The 13,359-nt window shown below is 49.7% G+C and carries 15 protein-coding genes; 6 read left to right on the forward strand and 9 right to left on the reverse strand.

The window, feature by feature from the left end:
* Nucleotides 1-168 precede the first annotated feature (168 nt).
* Together pfkB and SK32_RS06810 are read left to right on the forward strand one after the other, a co-directional pair.
* The gene (gene pfkB, locus SK32_RS06805; protein WP_048211875.1) at nucleotides 169-1,098 is read left to right on the forward strand and encodes a 6-phosphofructokinase II; all 930 of its coding nucleotides are present in this window, start codon (nucleotides 169-171) and stop codon (nucleotides 1,096-1,098) included.
* 270 nt (nucleotides 1,099-1,368) lie between these two features.
* Nucleotides 1,369-2,229 (forward strand): fructosamine kinase family protein, encoded by an 861-nt coding sequence (locus SK32_RS06810; RefSeq protein WP_048211876.1) that lies wholly within the window; start codon nucleotides 1,369-1,371, stop codon nucleotides 2,227-2,229.
* A gap of 75 nt (nucleotides 2,230-2,304) precedes the next feature.
* Here SK32_RS06810 and SK32_RS06815 read toward each other — a convergent pair whose 3' ends face one another.
* Nucleotides 2,305-2,841 (reverse strand): YniB family protein, encoded by a 537-nt coding sequence (locus tag SK32_RS06815; RefSeq protein ID WP_048211877.1) that lies wholly within the window; start codon nucleotides 2,839-2,841, stop codon nucleotides 2,305-2,307.
* 167 nt (nucleotides 2,842-3,008) lie between these two features.
* On the opposite strand from SK32_RS06815, the gene hxpB reads away from it, so the two are divergent.
* The 4 genes from hxpB to tcyP all read left to right on the forward strand — a co-directional run bounded on the left by hxpB (nucleotide 3,009) and on the right by tcyP (nucleotide 6,808).
* On the forward strand, nucleotides 3,009-3,677 hold the full coding sequence (gene hxpB, locus SK32_RS06820) for a hexitol phosphatase HxpB (protein WP_048211878.1): 669 nt from the start codon (nucleotides 3,009-3,011) through the stop codon (nucleotides 3,675-3,677).
* 159 nt (nucleotides 3,678-3,836) lie between these two features.
* Nucleotides 3,837-4,598: a 2-dehydro-3-deoxy-D-gluconate 5-dehydrogenase KduD gene (gene kduD / locus SK32_RS06825; protein WP_048211879.1), complete on the forward strand. Its 762-nt coding sequence runs from the start codon at nucleotides 3,837-3,839 to the stop codon at nucleotides 4,596-4,598.
* A gap of 83 nt (nucleotides 4,599-4,681) precedes the next feature.
* Nucleotides 4,682-5,281: a metal-dependent hydrolase gene (locus tag SK32_RS06830; RefSeq protein WP_086523651.1), complete on the forward strand. Its 600-nt coding sequence runs from the start codon at nucleotides 4,682-4,684 to the stop codon at nucleotides 5,279-5,281.
* Between the two features lie 135 nt (nucleotides 5,282-5,416).
* Nucleotides 5,417-6,808 carry a cystine/sulfocysteine:cation symporter gene (tcyP, locus tag SK32_RS06835; RefSeq protein WP_048211881.1) on the forward strand — a complete coding sequence of 464 codons (1,392 nt, stop codon included), beginning with the start codon at nucleotides 5,417-5,419 and terminating at the stop codon, nucleotides 6,806-6,808.
* 65 nt (nucleotides 6,809-6,873) lie between these two features.
* Here the strand turns inward: tcyP and cedA are convergent, their stop codons facing one another.
* The 8 genes from cedA to osmE form a co-directional block, all read right to left on the reverse strand.
* Entirely contained in the window at nucleotides 6,874-7,137 is a 264-nt protein-coding gene (cedA, locus tag SK32_RS06840) for a cell division activator CedA (RefSeq protein WP_071887334.1), read from the reverse strand.
* 169 nt (nucleotides 7,138-7,306) lie between these two features.
* Nucleotides 7,307-8,065, reverse strand: coding sequence for a chitin disaccharide deacetylase (gene chbG / locus SK32_RS06845; RefSeq protein WP_048211883.1), 759 nt, complete (start codon nucleotides 8,063-8,065; stop codon nucleotides 7,307-7,309).
* A 12-nt stretch (nucleotides 8,066-8,077) separates the two neighbouring features.
* Nucleotides 8,078-9,433, reverse strand: a complete 1,356-nt coding sequence (locus SK32_RS06850; RefSeq protein ID WP_048211884.1) for a 6-phospho-beta-glucosidase — start codon at nucleotides 9,431-9,433, stop codon at nucleotides 8,078-8,080.
* 123 nt (nucleotides 9,434-9,556) lie between these two features.
* On the reverse strand, nucleotides 9,557-10,396 hold the full coding sequence (gene chbR / locus SK32_RS06855; RefSeq protein ID WP_005120798.1) for a transcriptional regulator ChbR: 840 nt from the start codon (nucleotides 10,394-10,396) through the stop codon (nucleotides 9,557-9,559).
* A gap of 13 nt (nucleotides 10,397-10,409) precedes the next feature.
* Nucleotides 10,410-10,757 (reverse strand): PTS N,N'-diacetylchitobiose transporter subunit IIA, encoded by a 348-nt coding sequence (gene chbA, locus SK32_RS06860; RefSeq protein ID WP_048211885.1) that lies wholly within the window; start codon nucleotides 10,755-10,757, stop codon nucleotides 10,410-10,412.
* A 54-nt stretch (nucleotides 10,758-10,811) separates the two neighbouring features.
* The gene (gene chbC / locus SK32_RS06865; protein WP_040233680.1) at nucleotides 10,812-12,170 is read right to left on the reverse strand and encodes a PTS N,N'-diacetylchitobiose transporter subunit IIC; all 1,359 of its coding nucleotides are present in this window, start codon (nucleotides 12,168-12,170) and stop codon (nucleotides 10,812-10,814) included.
* Between the two features lie 82 nt (nucleotides 12,171-12,252).
* Nucleotides 12,253-12,573 carry a PTS N,N'-diacetylchitobiose transporter subunit IIB gene (gene chbB / locus SK32_RS06870; RefSeq protein WP_003832547.1) on the reverse strand — a complete coding sequence of 107 codons (321 nt, stop codon included), beginning with the start codon at nucleotides 12,571-12,573 and terminating at the stop codon, nucleotides 12,253-12,255.
* A 298-nt stretch (nucleotides 12,574-12,871) separates the two neighbouring features.
* Nucleotides 12,872-13,213, reverse strand: a complete 342-nt coding sequence (gene osmE, locus SK32_RS06875; protein ID WP_003030621.1) for an osmotically-inducible lipoprotein OsmE — start codon at nucleotides 13,211-13,213, stop codon at nucleotides 12,872-12,874.
* Nucleotides 13,214-13,359 lie beyond the last annotated feature (146 nt).

Here is a 13,359-nt window from a genome sequence, read left to right on the forward strand (position 1 = left end):
AATAAATTCTTATTTCATTTTTTGAATAAGAGCGTTCCTAATCCTTTATTTTATTTATATATCTTTGGCACGAGAATTTTAAATAAAGCTGCGAGAAATCATGTTGTTAATTACTTCACTTTCGTGGCGTTAAGTGCCAGACTGGGGTCAGCCTAACAGGAGGTAAAGATGGTACGTATCTATACGTTAACACTTGCGCCCTCTCTCGATAGCGCAACAACCACTCCACAAATCTACCCCGAAGGTAAACTTCGCTGTACCTCACCAGTTTTTGAACCTGGCGGCGGGGGCATCAACGTCGCCCGCGCCATTGCACATCTTGGCGGAACTGCAACGGCGATTTTCCCCGCGGGGGGGGCAACCGGCGAGCACTTAGTTTCTTTACTTGCCGACGAAAATGTTCCCGTCTCGACTATCGAGGCTAAAGACTGGACCCGACAAAATCTCCATGTCCACGTCGAATCCAGCGGCGAGCAGTATCGTTTTGTCATGCCCGGTGCAGCGCTGACTGATGACGAATTCTACCAATTGCAGGATCAGGTACTGGAAATTGAATCGGGTGCGATACTGGTCATTAGCGGCAGTTTGCCGCCCGGTGTACAAATAGAAAAAATGACCCGGCTCATCACTACCGCACAAAAACAGGGGATCCGCTGTATTGTCGACAGCTCAGGCGAAGCACTGACGGCGGCGTTAGCCATCGGCAATATCGAACTGGTCAAACCCAACCTCAAAGAACTGAGTGCGCTGGTAAACCGCGAACTGACACAGCCCGATGATGTGCGCAAGGCCGCGCAGGAAATCGTACATAGTGGGAAAGCGCTTCGCGTTGTGGTCTCTCTTGGGCCACAAGGGGCGTTGGGCGTCAATCAAGAAACGTGCGTCCAGGTCGTCCCTCCGCCGGTGAAAAGTCAAAGCACCGTAGGCGCGGGCGACAGCATGGTCGGGGCCATGACGCTTAAACTGGCTGAGAATGCACCTTTTGAGGATATTGTCCGTTACGGCGTCGCCGCAGGTAGCGCAGCAACGCTCAATCAGGGTACGCGCCTGTGCTCTTTGGACGACACGCAAAAAATTTATTCGTATCTCACTCAGTAATAACACCGTCCCTCTTTTGAAGAGAAAGGGGGATTCTCGCGTAAAACTGTCAGCATGGGTGTTATGCGACTATGATAAAAAATCACGTGATTACAAAGAAGTGAATCATGTGCAGTCAGACGTCTCCACAACGGTACGGGGTGAAGAAGAGCGACAAACATTAAGTGCCTTTCCAGCGATGACGCGTCCGTGGTGTGCGTCAGTTCGTGTTTTTTAACCGCATTCTTGCGCTAACCTTATGATCTGGCAGACAACATGGGGAGAGACATCATGTGGCAGGCTATCAGTCGTCTTTTAAGCGAGCAATTAGGTGAAGGCGAAATCGAACTGCGTAATGAACTGCCCGGCGGAGAGATTCACGCCGCATGGCATTTACGCTATGCGGGGAGAGATTTTTTCGTCAAATGCGATGAAAGAGAGCTGTTAACCGGCTTTACGGCAGAAGCCGATCAGCTGGGGCTACTTTCCCGCAGTCAAACTGTATCTGTACCGAAAGTCTGGGCAGTAGGCGCAGACAGAGATTACAGCTTTCTGGTGATGGATTTCCTCCCTCCCCGTCCGCTTGATGCGCATAACGCGTTTATTCTCGGTCAACAGCTTGCGCATTTGCACGAATGGAGCGATCAACCGCAGTTCGGCCTCGACTTCGATAATGCACTCTCCACTACGCCACAACCCAATGCCTGGCAGCGTCGCTGGTCAACCTTCTTCGCCGAGCAACGCATCGGCTGGCAACTGGAACTTGCGGCGGAAAAAGGCATTGCGTTTGGCAATATTGACGCCATTGTCGATCATGTTCAACAACGACTCTCCTCCCATCAGCCACAACCTTCTCTCCTGCACGGCGATTTGTGGTCGGCAAACTGTGCGCTCGGGCCGAATGGCCCCTACATCTTTGACCCCGCCTGTTACTGGGGTGACAGAGAGTGCGATCTGGCAATGTTGCCGTTACATACCGATCAACCGCCGCAGATTTATGACGGTTACCAGTCTGTCTCGCCGCTACCGTTAGATTTTCTCGACAGGCAGCCTATCTATCAGTTGTATACGTTGCTGAATCGGGCAATTCTATTTGGCGGGCAGCACCTGGTGGTGGCGCAAAAAGCGATGGAAAGGTTACTGGCGGCTTAACGTATAAATAGCCCGAAGGCGGCTTTGCTTATCAGGCCTGACGCTTCACGTAGTCCAGGCCTGATAATATCGGACTTACAAAAATCCCAGTAATGAAAAGAAGAAATAGCCGATCACGATAACAATCACCGGCAAAATATAGAGCGGGAAGATTTGTAAAAAGATCGTATGATGTGGCACGACAATACGCGACTCAATTTGCTCACGCGATAACCCTTCACTGCCTTTTGCCTGTTCCAGAATCAACTGATCTTCAACGCCCTCGCGTAAAAAACGCGCCTGACGACTCATTCTGGCGCCAGAGTCCTGCAATGCCAGACCGATGAATATCAGAATGAAAATCAACCAAAAAACAAGATTAAGTCCGGTCTGAAAATCCGGTGTCGGCGAGTTATACCAAAACAGATTAAGAAACGGCGTATTCACCCGCATCATGTCGATCATCACGTGGGCAAAATCGAGCATTACCGCATTAATCCCTTCCTGCTTTTCGCTGTGCGCGTACATAAACTTCAGTACTGAAACCAGTGTTGAAATCAGCGCCGGGATGAAAATCACCCATCCCAGCAACCTTTTCAAGACAGCAATGCGTCCAGCTTGTTGATACGTCATGAGTTCCCCTTGATAAAGACGTGTCATTTTGGCCTAAGTTTACCCGTTGATAACCGTTTTCGCCTGATCTTTAAAGGCGGTATACTGCTGAATTAGCCATAATGAACGCTCAGAGCCTGTTATGACTGGCTCTTAATCCCTGTTATCACCCTAAAGGAGAGGTTGTGATGCCAACCCCGCGTCAAATTCTTGCTGCAATTTTCGATATGGATGGATTACTGGTCGATTCAGAACCGCTTTGGGATCAGGCCGAACTGGATGTGATTGCAAGTTTAGGCGTAGATATCACCCGCCGCCATGAACTTCCCGACACGCTTGGTTTACGTATCGATATGGTTGTTGATCTTTGGTTCGCACAGCAACCGTGGAAAGGTCCTTCTCGTCAGGAAGTGACGGAACGCATCATTACACGGGCTATTGCGCTGGTAGAAGAAACACGCCCCCTGTTGCCGGGCGTTCGTGAAGCTGTGGCACTGTGCAAATCCCAGGGAATACGGGTAGGACTGGCCTCTGCATCACCGCTGCATATGCTGGAAAAAGTGCTGACCATGTTTGATCTGCGCGATAGCTTTGACGCGCTGGCCTCGGCAGAAAAATTACCATACAGCAAACCGCACCCGCAGGTTTACCTCGATTGTGCCCAGAAGCTGGGCGTATCCCCGTTATCTTGTGTCGCGCTGGAAGATTCCGTGAACGGGATGATTGCGTCGAAAGCAGCGCGAATGCGCTCAATTGTTGTCCCCGCTCATGAAAATCAGGATGATCCCCGTTTTGTGCTTGCCGACGTCAAACTGGCCTCGTTGACTGAGCTCACTACCGGGCATCTTCGCGGTTGATCTCCCGCCGGGCAATGACCATATTGCCCAATTTTCATTGCCCATTTTTCGCCCATCAATATTTTTGAAACGCAGTTTCATTTTAATTGTATTTTTGTTCAACCTCTTCTATTCTTCTCCTATTGCAAGGCATTAACAGTAAAATTAGCTGAGGTGTACATGGTTCTGGACGCGTTTCGTCTTGAGGGTAAAGTCGCAATCGTCACTGGTTGTGATACCGGGCTTGGGCAGGGTATGGCAGTGGCGCTGGCTGAAGCGGGCTGCGATGTAGTCGGCGTGAATCGTAAAATACCACATGAAACCGCAGAGAAAATCACCGCAGTCGGTCGGCGTTTTATGGCCATTCAGGCCGACCTCAGCCAACAAGAGGCGCTGTCTGGCATAGTGACCCAAACTGTGGCCGCGTTTGGCCGGGTCGATATTCTGGTCAACAATGCGGGAACCATACGTCGTCAGGATGCACTGGATTTTAGTGAAAAAGACTGGGATGACGTGATGAATCTGAATCTCAAATCCGTTTTTTTCCTGTCACAGGCAGTGGCGCGCCAGTTTCTGGTTCAGGGCAACGGCGGAAAAATCATTAACATTGCCTCAATGCTCTCTTTTCAGGGCGGGATCCGCGTTCCTTCCTACACCGCATCAAAAAGTGGCGTGCCTGGAATCACCCGCTTACTGGCTAATGAGTGGGCGGCTCAGGGAATTAATGTCAATGCCATCGCACCCGGTTATATGGCGACCAATAATACCCAGCAGCTGCGCGAAGACAGTACGCGTAACCAGCAAATTGTCGATCGCATTCCCGCAGGGCGCTGGGGAACACCGGATGACTTGCAAGGCCCGGTCGTTTTTCTCGCCAGCCAGGCTTCTGACTATATCAACGGTTACACGCTTGCCGTGGACGGAGGTTGGTTGGCGCGTTAATCGTGCATTTGTGACAAAGGGTTACAACGTCACCTCTTCCGCCTACTGTATAAAACCCCTATACTGTATGAATTGACAGTTCATTGGGTTTTATCATGACGGCGGAAGGCCATCTCCTTTTTTCTATTGCCTGTGCGGTATTTGCCAAAAATGCCGAGCTGACGCCCGTTCTTGCTCAGGGTGATTGGTGGCATATTGTACCTTCGGCCATTTTAACCTGCCTGCTACCCGATATCGATCACCCGAAATCCCTGCTCGGGCAGCGGCTGAAGTGGATATCAAAGCCTATTGCCCGGGCATTTGGCCATCGCGGGTTTACTCACAGCCTGCTGGCCGTCTTTGCCCTGCTGGCCACGTTTTACCTGAAAGTTCCGGATAGCTGGATAATCCCGGCCGATGCCTTACAAGGTATGGTTCTCGGTTATCTCAGTCACATTCTGGCTGACATGCTGACTCCGGCAGGCGTTCCCCTGCTTTGGCCCTGCCGCTGGCGTTTTCGTCTGCCCATCCTCGTGCCGCAAAAAGGCAACCAACTGGAACGGTTCCTGTGCATGGCGCTGTTTGCCTGGGCTATCTGGATGCCGCAGACCGTACAAGAGAACAGCGCGGTACGCTGGTCATCACAGATGATTAATACGCTGCAAATGCAGTTTAATCGTTTTATAACGCACCAGGTTGACTAATAAATCGGCCAAAATGTCATTTTAGGTATAAACAATTCCATTTGAATATAAGAGGCAAGTCACAGTTCTGCTAATCTTGCGCCAACAGAATCACCATTGCATGGTGATACGCATAATAAGATCAGGAGAACGGGGATGAACTTTCCATTAATCGCGAACATTATCGTGTTCGTAGTACTGCTGTTCGTGCTGGCGCAAGCCCGCCACAAACAGTGGAGTCTGGCCAAAAAAGTACTGGTCGGTCTGGTCATGGGCGTGGTGTTTGGTCTCGCCCTGCATACCATTTATGGCTCCGACAGCCAGGTTCTTAAAGATTCCGTACAGTGGTTCAACATTGTCGGCAACGGTTATGTCCAGTTGCTGCAGATGATTGTCATGCCGCTGGTATTTGCGTCTATTCTCAGCGCCGTTGCGCGTCTGCACAACGCCTCTCAGTTAGGTAAAATCAGCTTCCTGACCATCGGCACGCTGCTGTTTACAACGCTGATTGCCGCACTGGTCGGGGTTCTGGTAACCAACCTGTTCGGCCTGACCGCCGAAGGCCTGGTGCAAGGTGGTGCCGAGACTGCACGTCTGAACGCTATTGAAACCAACTATGTCGGCAAAGTGGCTGACCTCAGCGTTCCGCAGCTGGTACTGTCGTTTATCCCGAAAAACCCGTTTGCCGATCTGACCGGTGCTAACCCGACGTCGATTATCAGCGTGGTCATCTTTGCTGCATTCCTCGGTGTTGCCGCACTGAAGCTGTTGAAAGATGATGCGCCAAAAGGCGAGCGCGTATTAACGGCTATCGATACCCTGCAAAGCTGGGTGATGAAGCTGGTTCGTCTGGTGATGCAGTTGACGCCGTATGGTGTTCTGGCGCTCATGACCAAAGTGGTTGCCGGTTCCAACCTGCAGGACATCATTAAGCTGGGTAGCTTCGTCGTTGCCTCGTATCTCGGCCTGGGCATTATGTTCGTCGTACACGGCATCCTGCTGGGTATTAACGGCGTTAGCCCACTGAAATACTTCCGCAAAGTCTGGCCAGTACTGACTTTCGCCTTCACCAGCCGTTCCAGTGCCGCTTCTATTCCACTGAACGTTGAAGCGCAAACCCGCCGTCTGGGCGTCCCTGAGTCCATCGCCAGCTTTGCCGCCTCTTTTGGTGCAACGATTGGTCAAAACGGTTGTGCGGGTCTGTATCCGGCGATGCTGGCCGTAATGGTGGCACCAACTGTCGGCATTAACCCGCTGGACCCAATGTGGATTGCCACACTGGTGGGTATCGTGACCGTCAGTTCTGCAGGAGTTGCGGGTGTGGGCGGCGGCGCGACCTTCGCGGCACTGATCGTACTGCCTGCCATGGGTCTGCCGGTCACACTGGTTGCTCTGTTGATCTCCGTTGAACCGCTGATCGATATGGGGCGTACTGCATTGAACGTTAGCGGTTCCATGACCGCTGGTACGCTGACCAGCCAATGGCTGAAACAGACCGATAAATCGATTCTGGACAGCGACGATCACGCCGAACTGGCGCATCGCTAAAAGCCTGTCTGCGCAAAACAAAAAACCGCCAGTGAGTTATGCTCCGGCGGTTTTTTTATATCCGATTAATCGCTCAGTTCGTTTTCCTGGCGAATCTGGTTAGCCCAGCGCTGGGCCGACTCCGGAACCGTAAATGCAGGCGAACGCTGAAACGCCTCCCCCATTAAGACAAAAGCGACATATTTTCCGCGCAGTATCCATACGTCACGAAACGCATCCATTTTCACCGCATGCTCTGGCGGAGCGGGCTCCACGCGAGGAACATAGCTGATGACCGGACGATTTTGTTGGCGAAGAGGTTTCATAATCAGTTGCTTCACTAAAGACAAATTCTAAAAATCTGAAAAACGCTATCTTAGCTGATTTTACCCCTGGACGGTGCAAAAACAGTGAATTCGTGAAGTGGGTGGCGATAATGGGGGGAACAGATAAGTTGCAGCAAACATCAATGACGCAGACAAAAAAATGCGGCGCACCGACGCGCCGCCAACTCAGGAATTAAACGTTCAGAAAACTGCCAAGACGATAACCGCGCTCCGCAATAGCGTATTTCAATGACGAAGACGTCAGTACGTCAAGCTCAGTTAAGCGGGGGTAACAGTAGGCACTTTGTCGAATGATGTCATCGATAAACGCCGGATGACACATCACTTCCAGCGAGGACTCTCCCCGGTCTGCGGACGCGTCCAGCGTCTGCAAAAACAGGGCCTCAGAAATCGCGTCGCCATAAAACTCACTGCTAAATCCCTGGGAGGTACGCAACGTTTCCGGTAAATCGGACGCCTGGAACACCGTCTGCCGATCGATCCGCAACGCAACGCCTCTCTCCGCGGCAAAACTGGCGACAATTGGGAAAATCTGCGGGAACATATGCACGTGGTGATGACTATCCAGATGCGTCGGCCCCCGCCCGAACAGGTCAATAAAACGCTGATACTGTGCAGCCAGCTCCCGAGAAATCTCTTCCAGCGGCAACGTTTCTTCCTCTGCCATCTGCCAGATCCATTTCCCTAACACACCGTCACGCGTCAGACCCGGCATAGCCGTTAACGGTTTGCCGAGCGTCAGGACAAAGTGCATCCCAACGGCAAGCTCCGGTATATCGCGACTAAGCTGTACCGCATGCTCTATCGCCTCGCCATTCACCAGGGCCGTGGTTGAGGTGACAATGCCATTGCGACAGGCTTCAACAATGCCGTAGTTTTGTCCTTTGCTCAGGCCAAAATCATCCGCATTCACAATCAGTACGCGTTCCATAGCCAACCTCAGTTAGTGTTGTTCGCTTTTAAGTTTCTCGATGCATCCGGCGAAATTTGGCAGCCATTTTTCATGCGCCAGAATCAGCTCACGGGCAAGAATTTCAGCATCAGTGTCGGAATGCACCAGCGGGCTCAGGTTCAACGCCAGCAGCACATCATTCAACTCGCCGCTCAGTGCTGCGTTGCTCGCCGCCACTTCAAAACCTTTAATGGTATAGATAAGCCCCAGAACCTTTTCATCGAAATGGGTGATACGTGGGTGCGGAGTTGCACCATTGCGCCCCAGCGTGCAGGTCATCTCAACGGCCCAGTCCGCAGGAATATTATCAACATGGCCATGATGAGGAATGTTGACGTAATGTTCGGTCTGTTTGTCGTTGTAGATAGCATTGATGACTTCACACGCGGCATCAGAGTAATAAGCCCCGCCACGCTGTTCCAGCTCTTTCGGCTTAACATTCAACTCAGGATTTTTATACAGATCAAACAGTTGCTTTTCTACTTTCTGTACCACCTGTGCGCGTGCACCACCTTTGTAATATTCGCCCATTTCAATCGCCAGCATCTCTTTTGGCTTGAAGTAGTACAGCAAATACGAGCACGGCAGCAGCCTCAGTGAACGAATCAGCCCTTCACTGAACGGCAGATCGAAGATGTTCTTCACGCCAGAGGCTTTCAACTGACCCGACGCAACGCCGTCCAGCAGTTCATCAAAGCGTGACACACCGTTGACCAGAACATCCTTAATGAAGACCATATGGTTCAGACCAAACAGATCGATGGATAAGTCATCGCTCTCTTTCAGCGCCAGCACGTCGCTGATGAACATTTTCATGCCGATCGGAATATTACATACCCCGATGAATTTCTTGAAATTCGTATGGCGATAAACCGCCTCAGTCACCATCCCGGCTGGGTTAGTGAAGTTGATCACCCACGCATTCGGGCACAGTTCTTCCACATCTTTCACAATATCAAAGATAACCGGAATGGTACGCAGGCCTTTGAACAGCCCGCCAGCGCCGTTGGTTTCCTGCCCCAGATACCCGTGGCTCAGCGGAATGCGTTCATCCTTTTCACGGGCTTGCAGTTGCCCAACCCGCAACTGGGTAGTAACGAAATCAGCATCTTTCAGCGCTTCGCGGCGATCCAGCGTTTTATACACTTTCATCGGGACGCCAGCTTTATCAATCATGCGCTGGCAGAGGTCAAAAATAATGTCCAGCTTCTCTTTACCACCGTCGACATCCACCAGCCACAATTCAGAGACCGGTAATTCATGATAACGCTTAATAAAGCCTTCAAGTAATTCAGGGGTGTAGCTGCTCCCGCCACCGATAGTGACGACTTTTAATTTCTGGCTCATAATTTCTCCCTTCAGTGTAAAAACACTGACACGTATTATGCTCAACCCATTCGTCAGGTATAGCGTGGCAGTCCCAGCGCTATTTTGGGCAAGCTATAAAAATTGGTTATTGGTAAATAAAATTTACTGATTAAATTCCGTTAATTTCTTACGATAGCTATTTGGTGTAAACGACGTCAGCTTTTTAAACGTTTTAATAAACAAGCTCGGACTACTGTAACCAGACTCATAGGCAATATCAGTTACAGAATAGTTAGTCATTTCCAGCTGTTTTTTAGCAAAATTAATGCGGATTTCATTAATAATCTGCATTGGCGTTTTACTGTAATAACGCTGGGTTGCACGGGTCAGATACTCCTGGGATTTTGCGGACAGGTGTACCATATTTTCCAGCGCATTTTCGCTAAACTGCCTTTTGTCATGCATGCTTTCCACGGTAGTTTTAAGCCATTGTGGAATATCATCCAGCACCTGCTCTTCCCGATGATGGCGTAACCGATTAATAATATAGAAGGTGACCACTTCTACAAATTCATCCAGTCCGCTTTCACGAAAGTTCAGTGATGCTATAACCGTTTCGATGTAGGTAAGAAACGAGCTGTTCGCCCGATACACCTGCGATGCGACAAAACAAAATGGCAGCAACGGGTGGTAGTGCTGTTCAAAAAAACGTTTACTGATACCAACGTTAAGAATTCGCGTCGCGCCGAAATCATAGAAACTTTGGTGATGCGATCCCAACGGGATAAAGACAAAGTCTCCGCGCTCAAGCAGTACACGCTTACCGTTGATTTCCTGATAGTAACGTCCAGTTAATACAAGGGTAAATTCGTAGTAATCATGCTGATGCAGCCCACTGATGCTCTCAGTTTTGTTATAGATGAACACATGAAAATTTTTGCCATTAAAAAGCTGCTGCTCATAGACGGTTTTGATTTCCGGTGCGTTAATCTGTAGCTGCATTCTGCACTCCTCGCTATTTCAGCTTCTCGTGAAGCTCAATCAGTTCTGTCACCAGTTCACGTGCCAGCATCGACGTCATCAGGTGGTCCTGTGCATGGACCAGCACCAGGCTGACTTTCATTTTACCTTCACCCTGATCGCCTTCAATCAGTTTAGTCTGGACAAGGTGTGCTTCGTTCAGCGCTATGCGAGACTGTTCCATCATGGTCTTCGCTGACTCAAAATCACCCTGTTTGGCCATTTTGAGCGCGCCATACGCCAGGCTACGCGCCTGACCCGAGTTGATGATGAGCCCCATCACCACTTCTTCAAGCTCTTCTGCTTCTGACTGCGTGTCGACGATGTTCTCGATATCCAACATACTTTTTTCCTCTGGTTCAGTCCGGCATGGCCGCATAGCCATGCCGGATTAAATTTAGAATTTCAATGCGTTAGCGATATCTTCTTCGCTTTCTTCTTTATCAATGACGTTCTGAGCTTTGTTGGCGACGACCACAAATGGCAGGTACACCAGCGTTGCGATGCCAAGGTTAAACAACGCGACCAGCAGAGCAGCGACGCTACCGTTGGTGTTAAAGAATGCGCCCAAACCGGTTGGCATAGTCCACGGTGCAATGTTGGTAATTGGTGGAATAATGCCTGTGTAATAAGCGGCCAGGGTAATCGCTGCCAGAATCGGCTGAACCAGAATGAATGGAATAAACATAACCGGGTTCATGATAATCGGCAGACCGAACAGAATGGGTTCGTTAATCTGGAACAGACCTGATGGCAGTGCCAGTTTTGCTACCTGACGATAATCAGCGCGACGAGATGCCAGGAAGATAGCAATAATCAGACCCAGCGTTGCCCCACTCCCTCCCAGGAAAATATAGGAGTCCAGCATCGGCTTCGCCCAGACGTGGAACGTCTTACCCGCTTCCAGTGCCGCGTCTACGGAACCAAACTGTTGGTAGATAGAGATGTTTTCCAGCGCCCAGGGGGTCATGATACCGCTGTCCAGTGCAGTCAGTGCCAAAGAACCGTGAATACCAAAGAACCACAACAGCGGAACAAAAATCACGTATGCCCAACCCACCACACTACCCAGTGACGCCAGCGGAGTTGAAATGGAATCCATGATGATCTGGTGGAAGTTCGTTCCCCAGGTGTTCAACGCCCAGGCGATGATCCCCATAATAGAGAGGATAATGAAGCCAGGAATCAGTGCAGAGAAGGAGCGAGAAACAGAAGCCGGAACGCTATCAGGTAATTTAATAACCCAATTACGATGCACGACGAAGGTGAACATTTCCGCGACCACCAGGCCGATAATAATACCGGAAATAATGTTCGCACCGCCCAGCCAGTTAGCACCCACGGCATAGGCTTCACCCACACTGTAAGGTGTGACTGTCATAAATGCGGCGACAGATAATAAACCAGCAGCCAGCGCATCGACCTTGCGTTCTTCCGCCAACGCCATACCGATAAAGAATGGCGCCATCAATGACATAATACCCAGCGTACCGTTATAGACGTTCCCACCGATGCCTTTTAAACTATTTAGTGTTTCAATAGTTGAAGCATCAAGTCGAATGCCCATGGAATAAAAAAACGACCCCTCCCCAAAGCTCAGGAAAACGTTATTGATTAATACAAACATAGCCCCTGCGAGGGTTAACGGCATTAAACGAATAAAACCGTTTTTGATTGCATTAACGTGTGGCTGCTTTCCAATTTTTACAGCAAAAGGAAGGAGTACCTTTTCAAGTGAAGCAATAGCGTTACTCATAGAAAAATACCCTTAAATACCGCAATTAACAATTGCGGTGAATGTTAATGAAATAACTCTTTGACGGGAAAATTTAAAATAATTAATTTGCTGCGGCTTTTTTAATTGCTGCAACTGCAGCCTTAAGCACGCCTAAACCATCGACTTTGCCATACAACAGCGAGTCAATCACTTCTACAGGTTTGTTGGGTAACAAACGCTGAATTTCGGGCAACATATAAGCAATCTGTGGACCTAATAACACGACATCGGCTACTGGGCCTTTTTCTCCGGCCAGCGTTTCGGGAAACGCTTCAATGATAACCGGCACTTCGTATTTTTCAGCCTGAGCACGCATCTTCGAGACCAACAAAGAAGTCGACATGCCCGCAGAACAAAACAGATAAATGTGTTTCTTTTCCATTAAAACGATCCTCATGTGCGATTATCTGTGTACCAGACACTCCGCAAGCCATAACCTGCATCCATGCTCTGGGTAACTTGCGTCAGCTAAATTACTTTTTTAGGTGGCTGAAATGAGTATACGGGATTGCACCCGCGGATGGTATTTCATTGACCAACTAAATTGTCTCTCCTTGACCTGTGGTTATGACACCCCTCACACTTCGGGCAAATAATTCGCGACAATAAATAAGATCGCGTGACACAAAAAAACCGGCACAGCGGCCGGTTCGTCAGAGTGCTCAGGCAATAAACAGTTGTTACTTCTTCGCTGCCTGCGGGTCGGTGTCGTACTCCGCACAGGTCTGGTAGCCGGAATTAATCACGTGCCCAGTATCATCTAATGCAACAAAATAGGTCTCTGCTTTACCATCTCGTTGACCCAGGATGTAGGTCTGACATGTACCACGCGCATGGATCATGCTGACTTCAGAAGAAGGTTTACCGGCAATCTGCGCCACTTGCGCCCGGCTCATCCCTTTCTTCACATCTTTCACCACGGGCTGCACAAATTGGTCTTTAGTACGATCGTAAGCCGTACAGCCTGCCAGCATAGTCAATACCGCCGCTGCACTCAGAATTCCTGTTAGATTCTTGTTCATATTCCGTCCTCTTGTTTTTCAGCGTGTTATATAAGCCTGGAGCACAACAACGCATTTTTCAAGCTGTCTGTTGATACTCGGGTCATTTCAGAAAATTCTATCAAAACAAAATGATGTTATATCCGGCTGCATCCCTTGTCGTTTGG

The organism is Citrobacter sp. MGH100 (assembly GCF_001034465.1).
In the GTDB taxonomy this organism is placed as follows: Bacteria; Pseudomonadota; Gammaproteobacteria; order Enterobacterales; family Enterobacteriaceae; genus Citrobacter; species Citrobacter youngae.

Excerpts from the sequence above, each read along its gene's own strand:
- chbC (WP_040233680.1), bottom strand. The coding sequence starts at position 12,170 with ATGAGTAACGCTATTGCTTCACTTGAAAAGGTACTCCTTCCTTTTGCT.
- SK32_RS06850 (WP_048211884.1), bottom strand. The coding sequence starts at position 9,433 with ATGAGCCAGAAATTAAAAGTCGTCACTATCGGTGGCGGGAGCAGCTAC.
- hxpB (WP_048211878.1), top strand. The coding sequence starts at position 3,009 with ATGCCAACCCCGCGTCAAATTCTTGCTGCAATTTTCGATATGGATGGA.
- SK32_RS06810 (WP_048211876.1), top strand. The coding sequence starts at position 1,369 with ATGTGGCAGGCTATCAGTCGTCTTTTAAGCGAGCAATTAGGTGAAGGC.
- osmE (WP_003030621.1), bottom strand. The coding sequence starts at position 13,213 with ATGAACAAGAATCTAACAGGAATTCTGAGTGCAGCGGCGGTATTGACT.
- chbB (WP_003832547.1), bottom strand. The coding sequence starts at position 12,573 with ATGGAAAAGAAACACATTTATCTGTTTTGTTCTGCGGGCATGTCGACT.
- kduD (WP_048211879.1), top strand. The coding sequence starts at position 3,837 with ATGGTTCTGGACGCGTTTCGTCTTGAGGGTAAAGTCGCAATCGTCACT.
- chbG (WP_048211883.1), bottom strand. The coding sequence starts at position 8,065 with ATGGAACGCGTACTGATTGTGAATGCGGATGATTTTGGCCTGAGCAAA.
- SK32_RS06815 (WP_048211877.1), bottom strand. The coding sequence starts at position 2,841 with ATGACGTATCAACAAGCTGGACGCATTGCTGTCTTGAAAAGGTTGCTG.
- tcyP (WP_048211881.1), top strand. The coding sequence starts at position 5,417 with ATGAACTTTCCATTAATCGCGAACATTATCGTGTTCGTAGTACTGCTG.
- chbA (WP_048211885.1), bottom strand. The coding sequence starts at position 10,757 with ATGTTGGATATCGAGAACATCGTCGACACGCAGTCAGAAGCAGAAGAG.
- chbR (WP_005120798.1), bottom strand. The coding sequence starts at position 10,396 with ATGCAGCTACAGATTAACGCACCGGAAATCAAAACCGTCTATGAGCAG.
- pfkB (WP_048211875.1), top strand. The coding sequence starts at position 169 with ATGGTACGTATCTATACGTTAACACTTGCGCCCTCTCTCGATAGCGCA.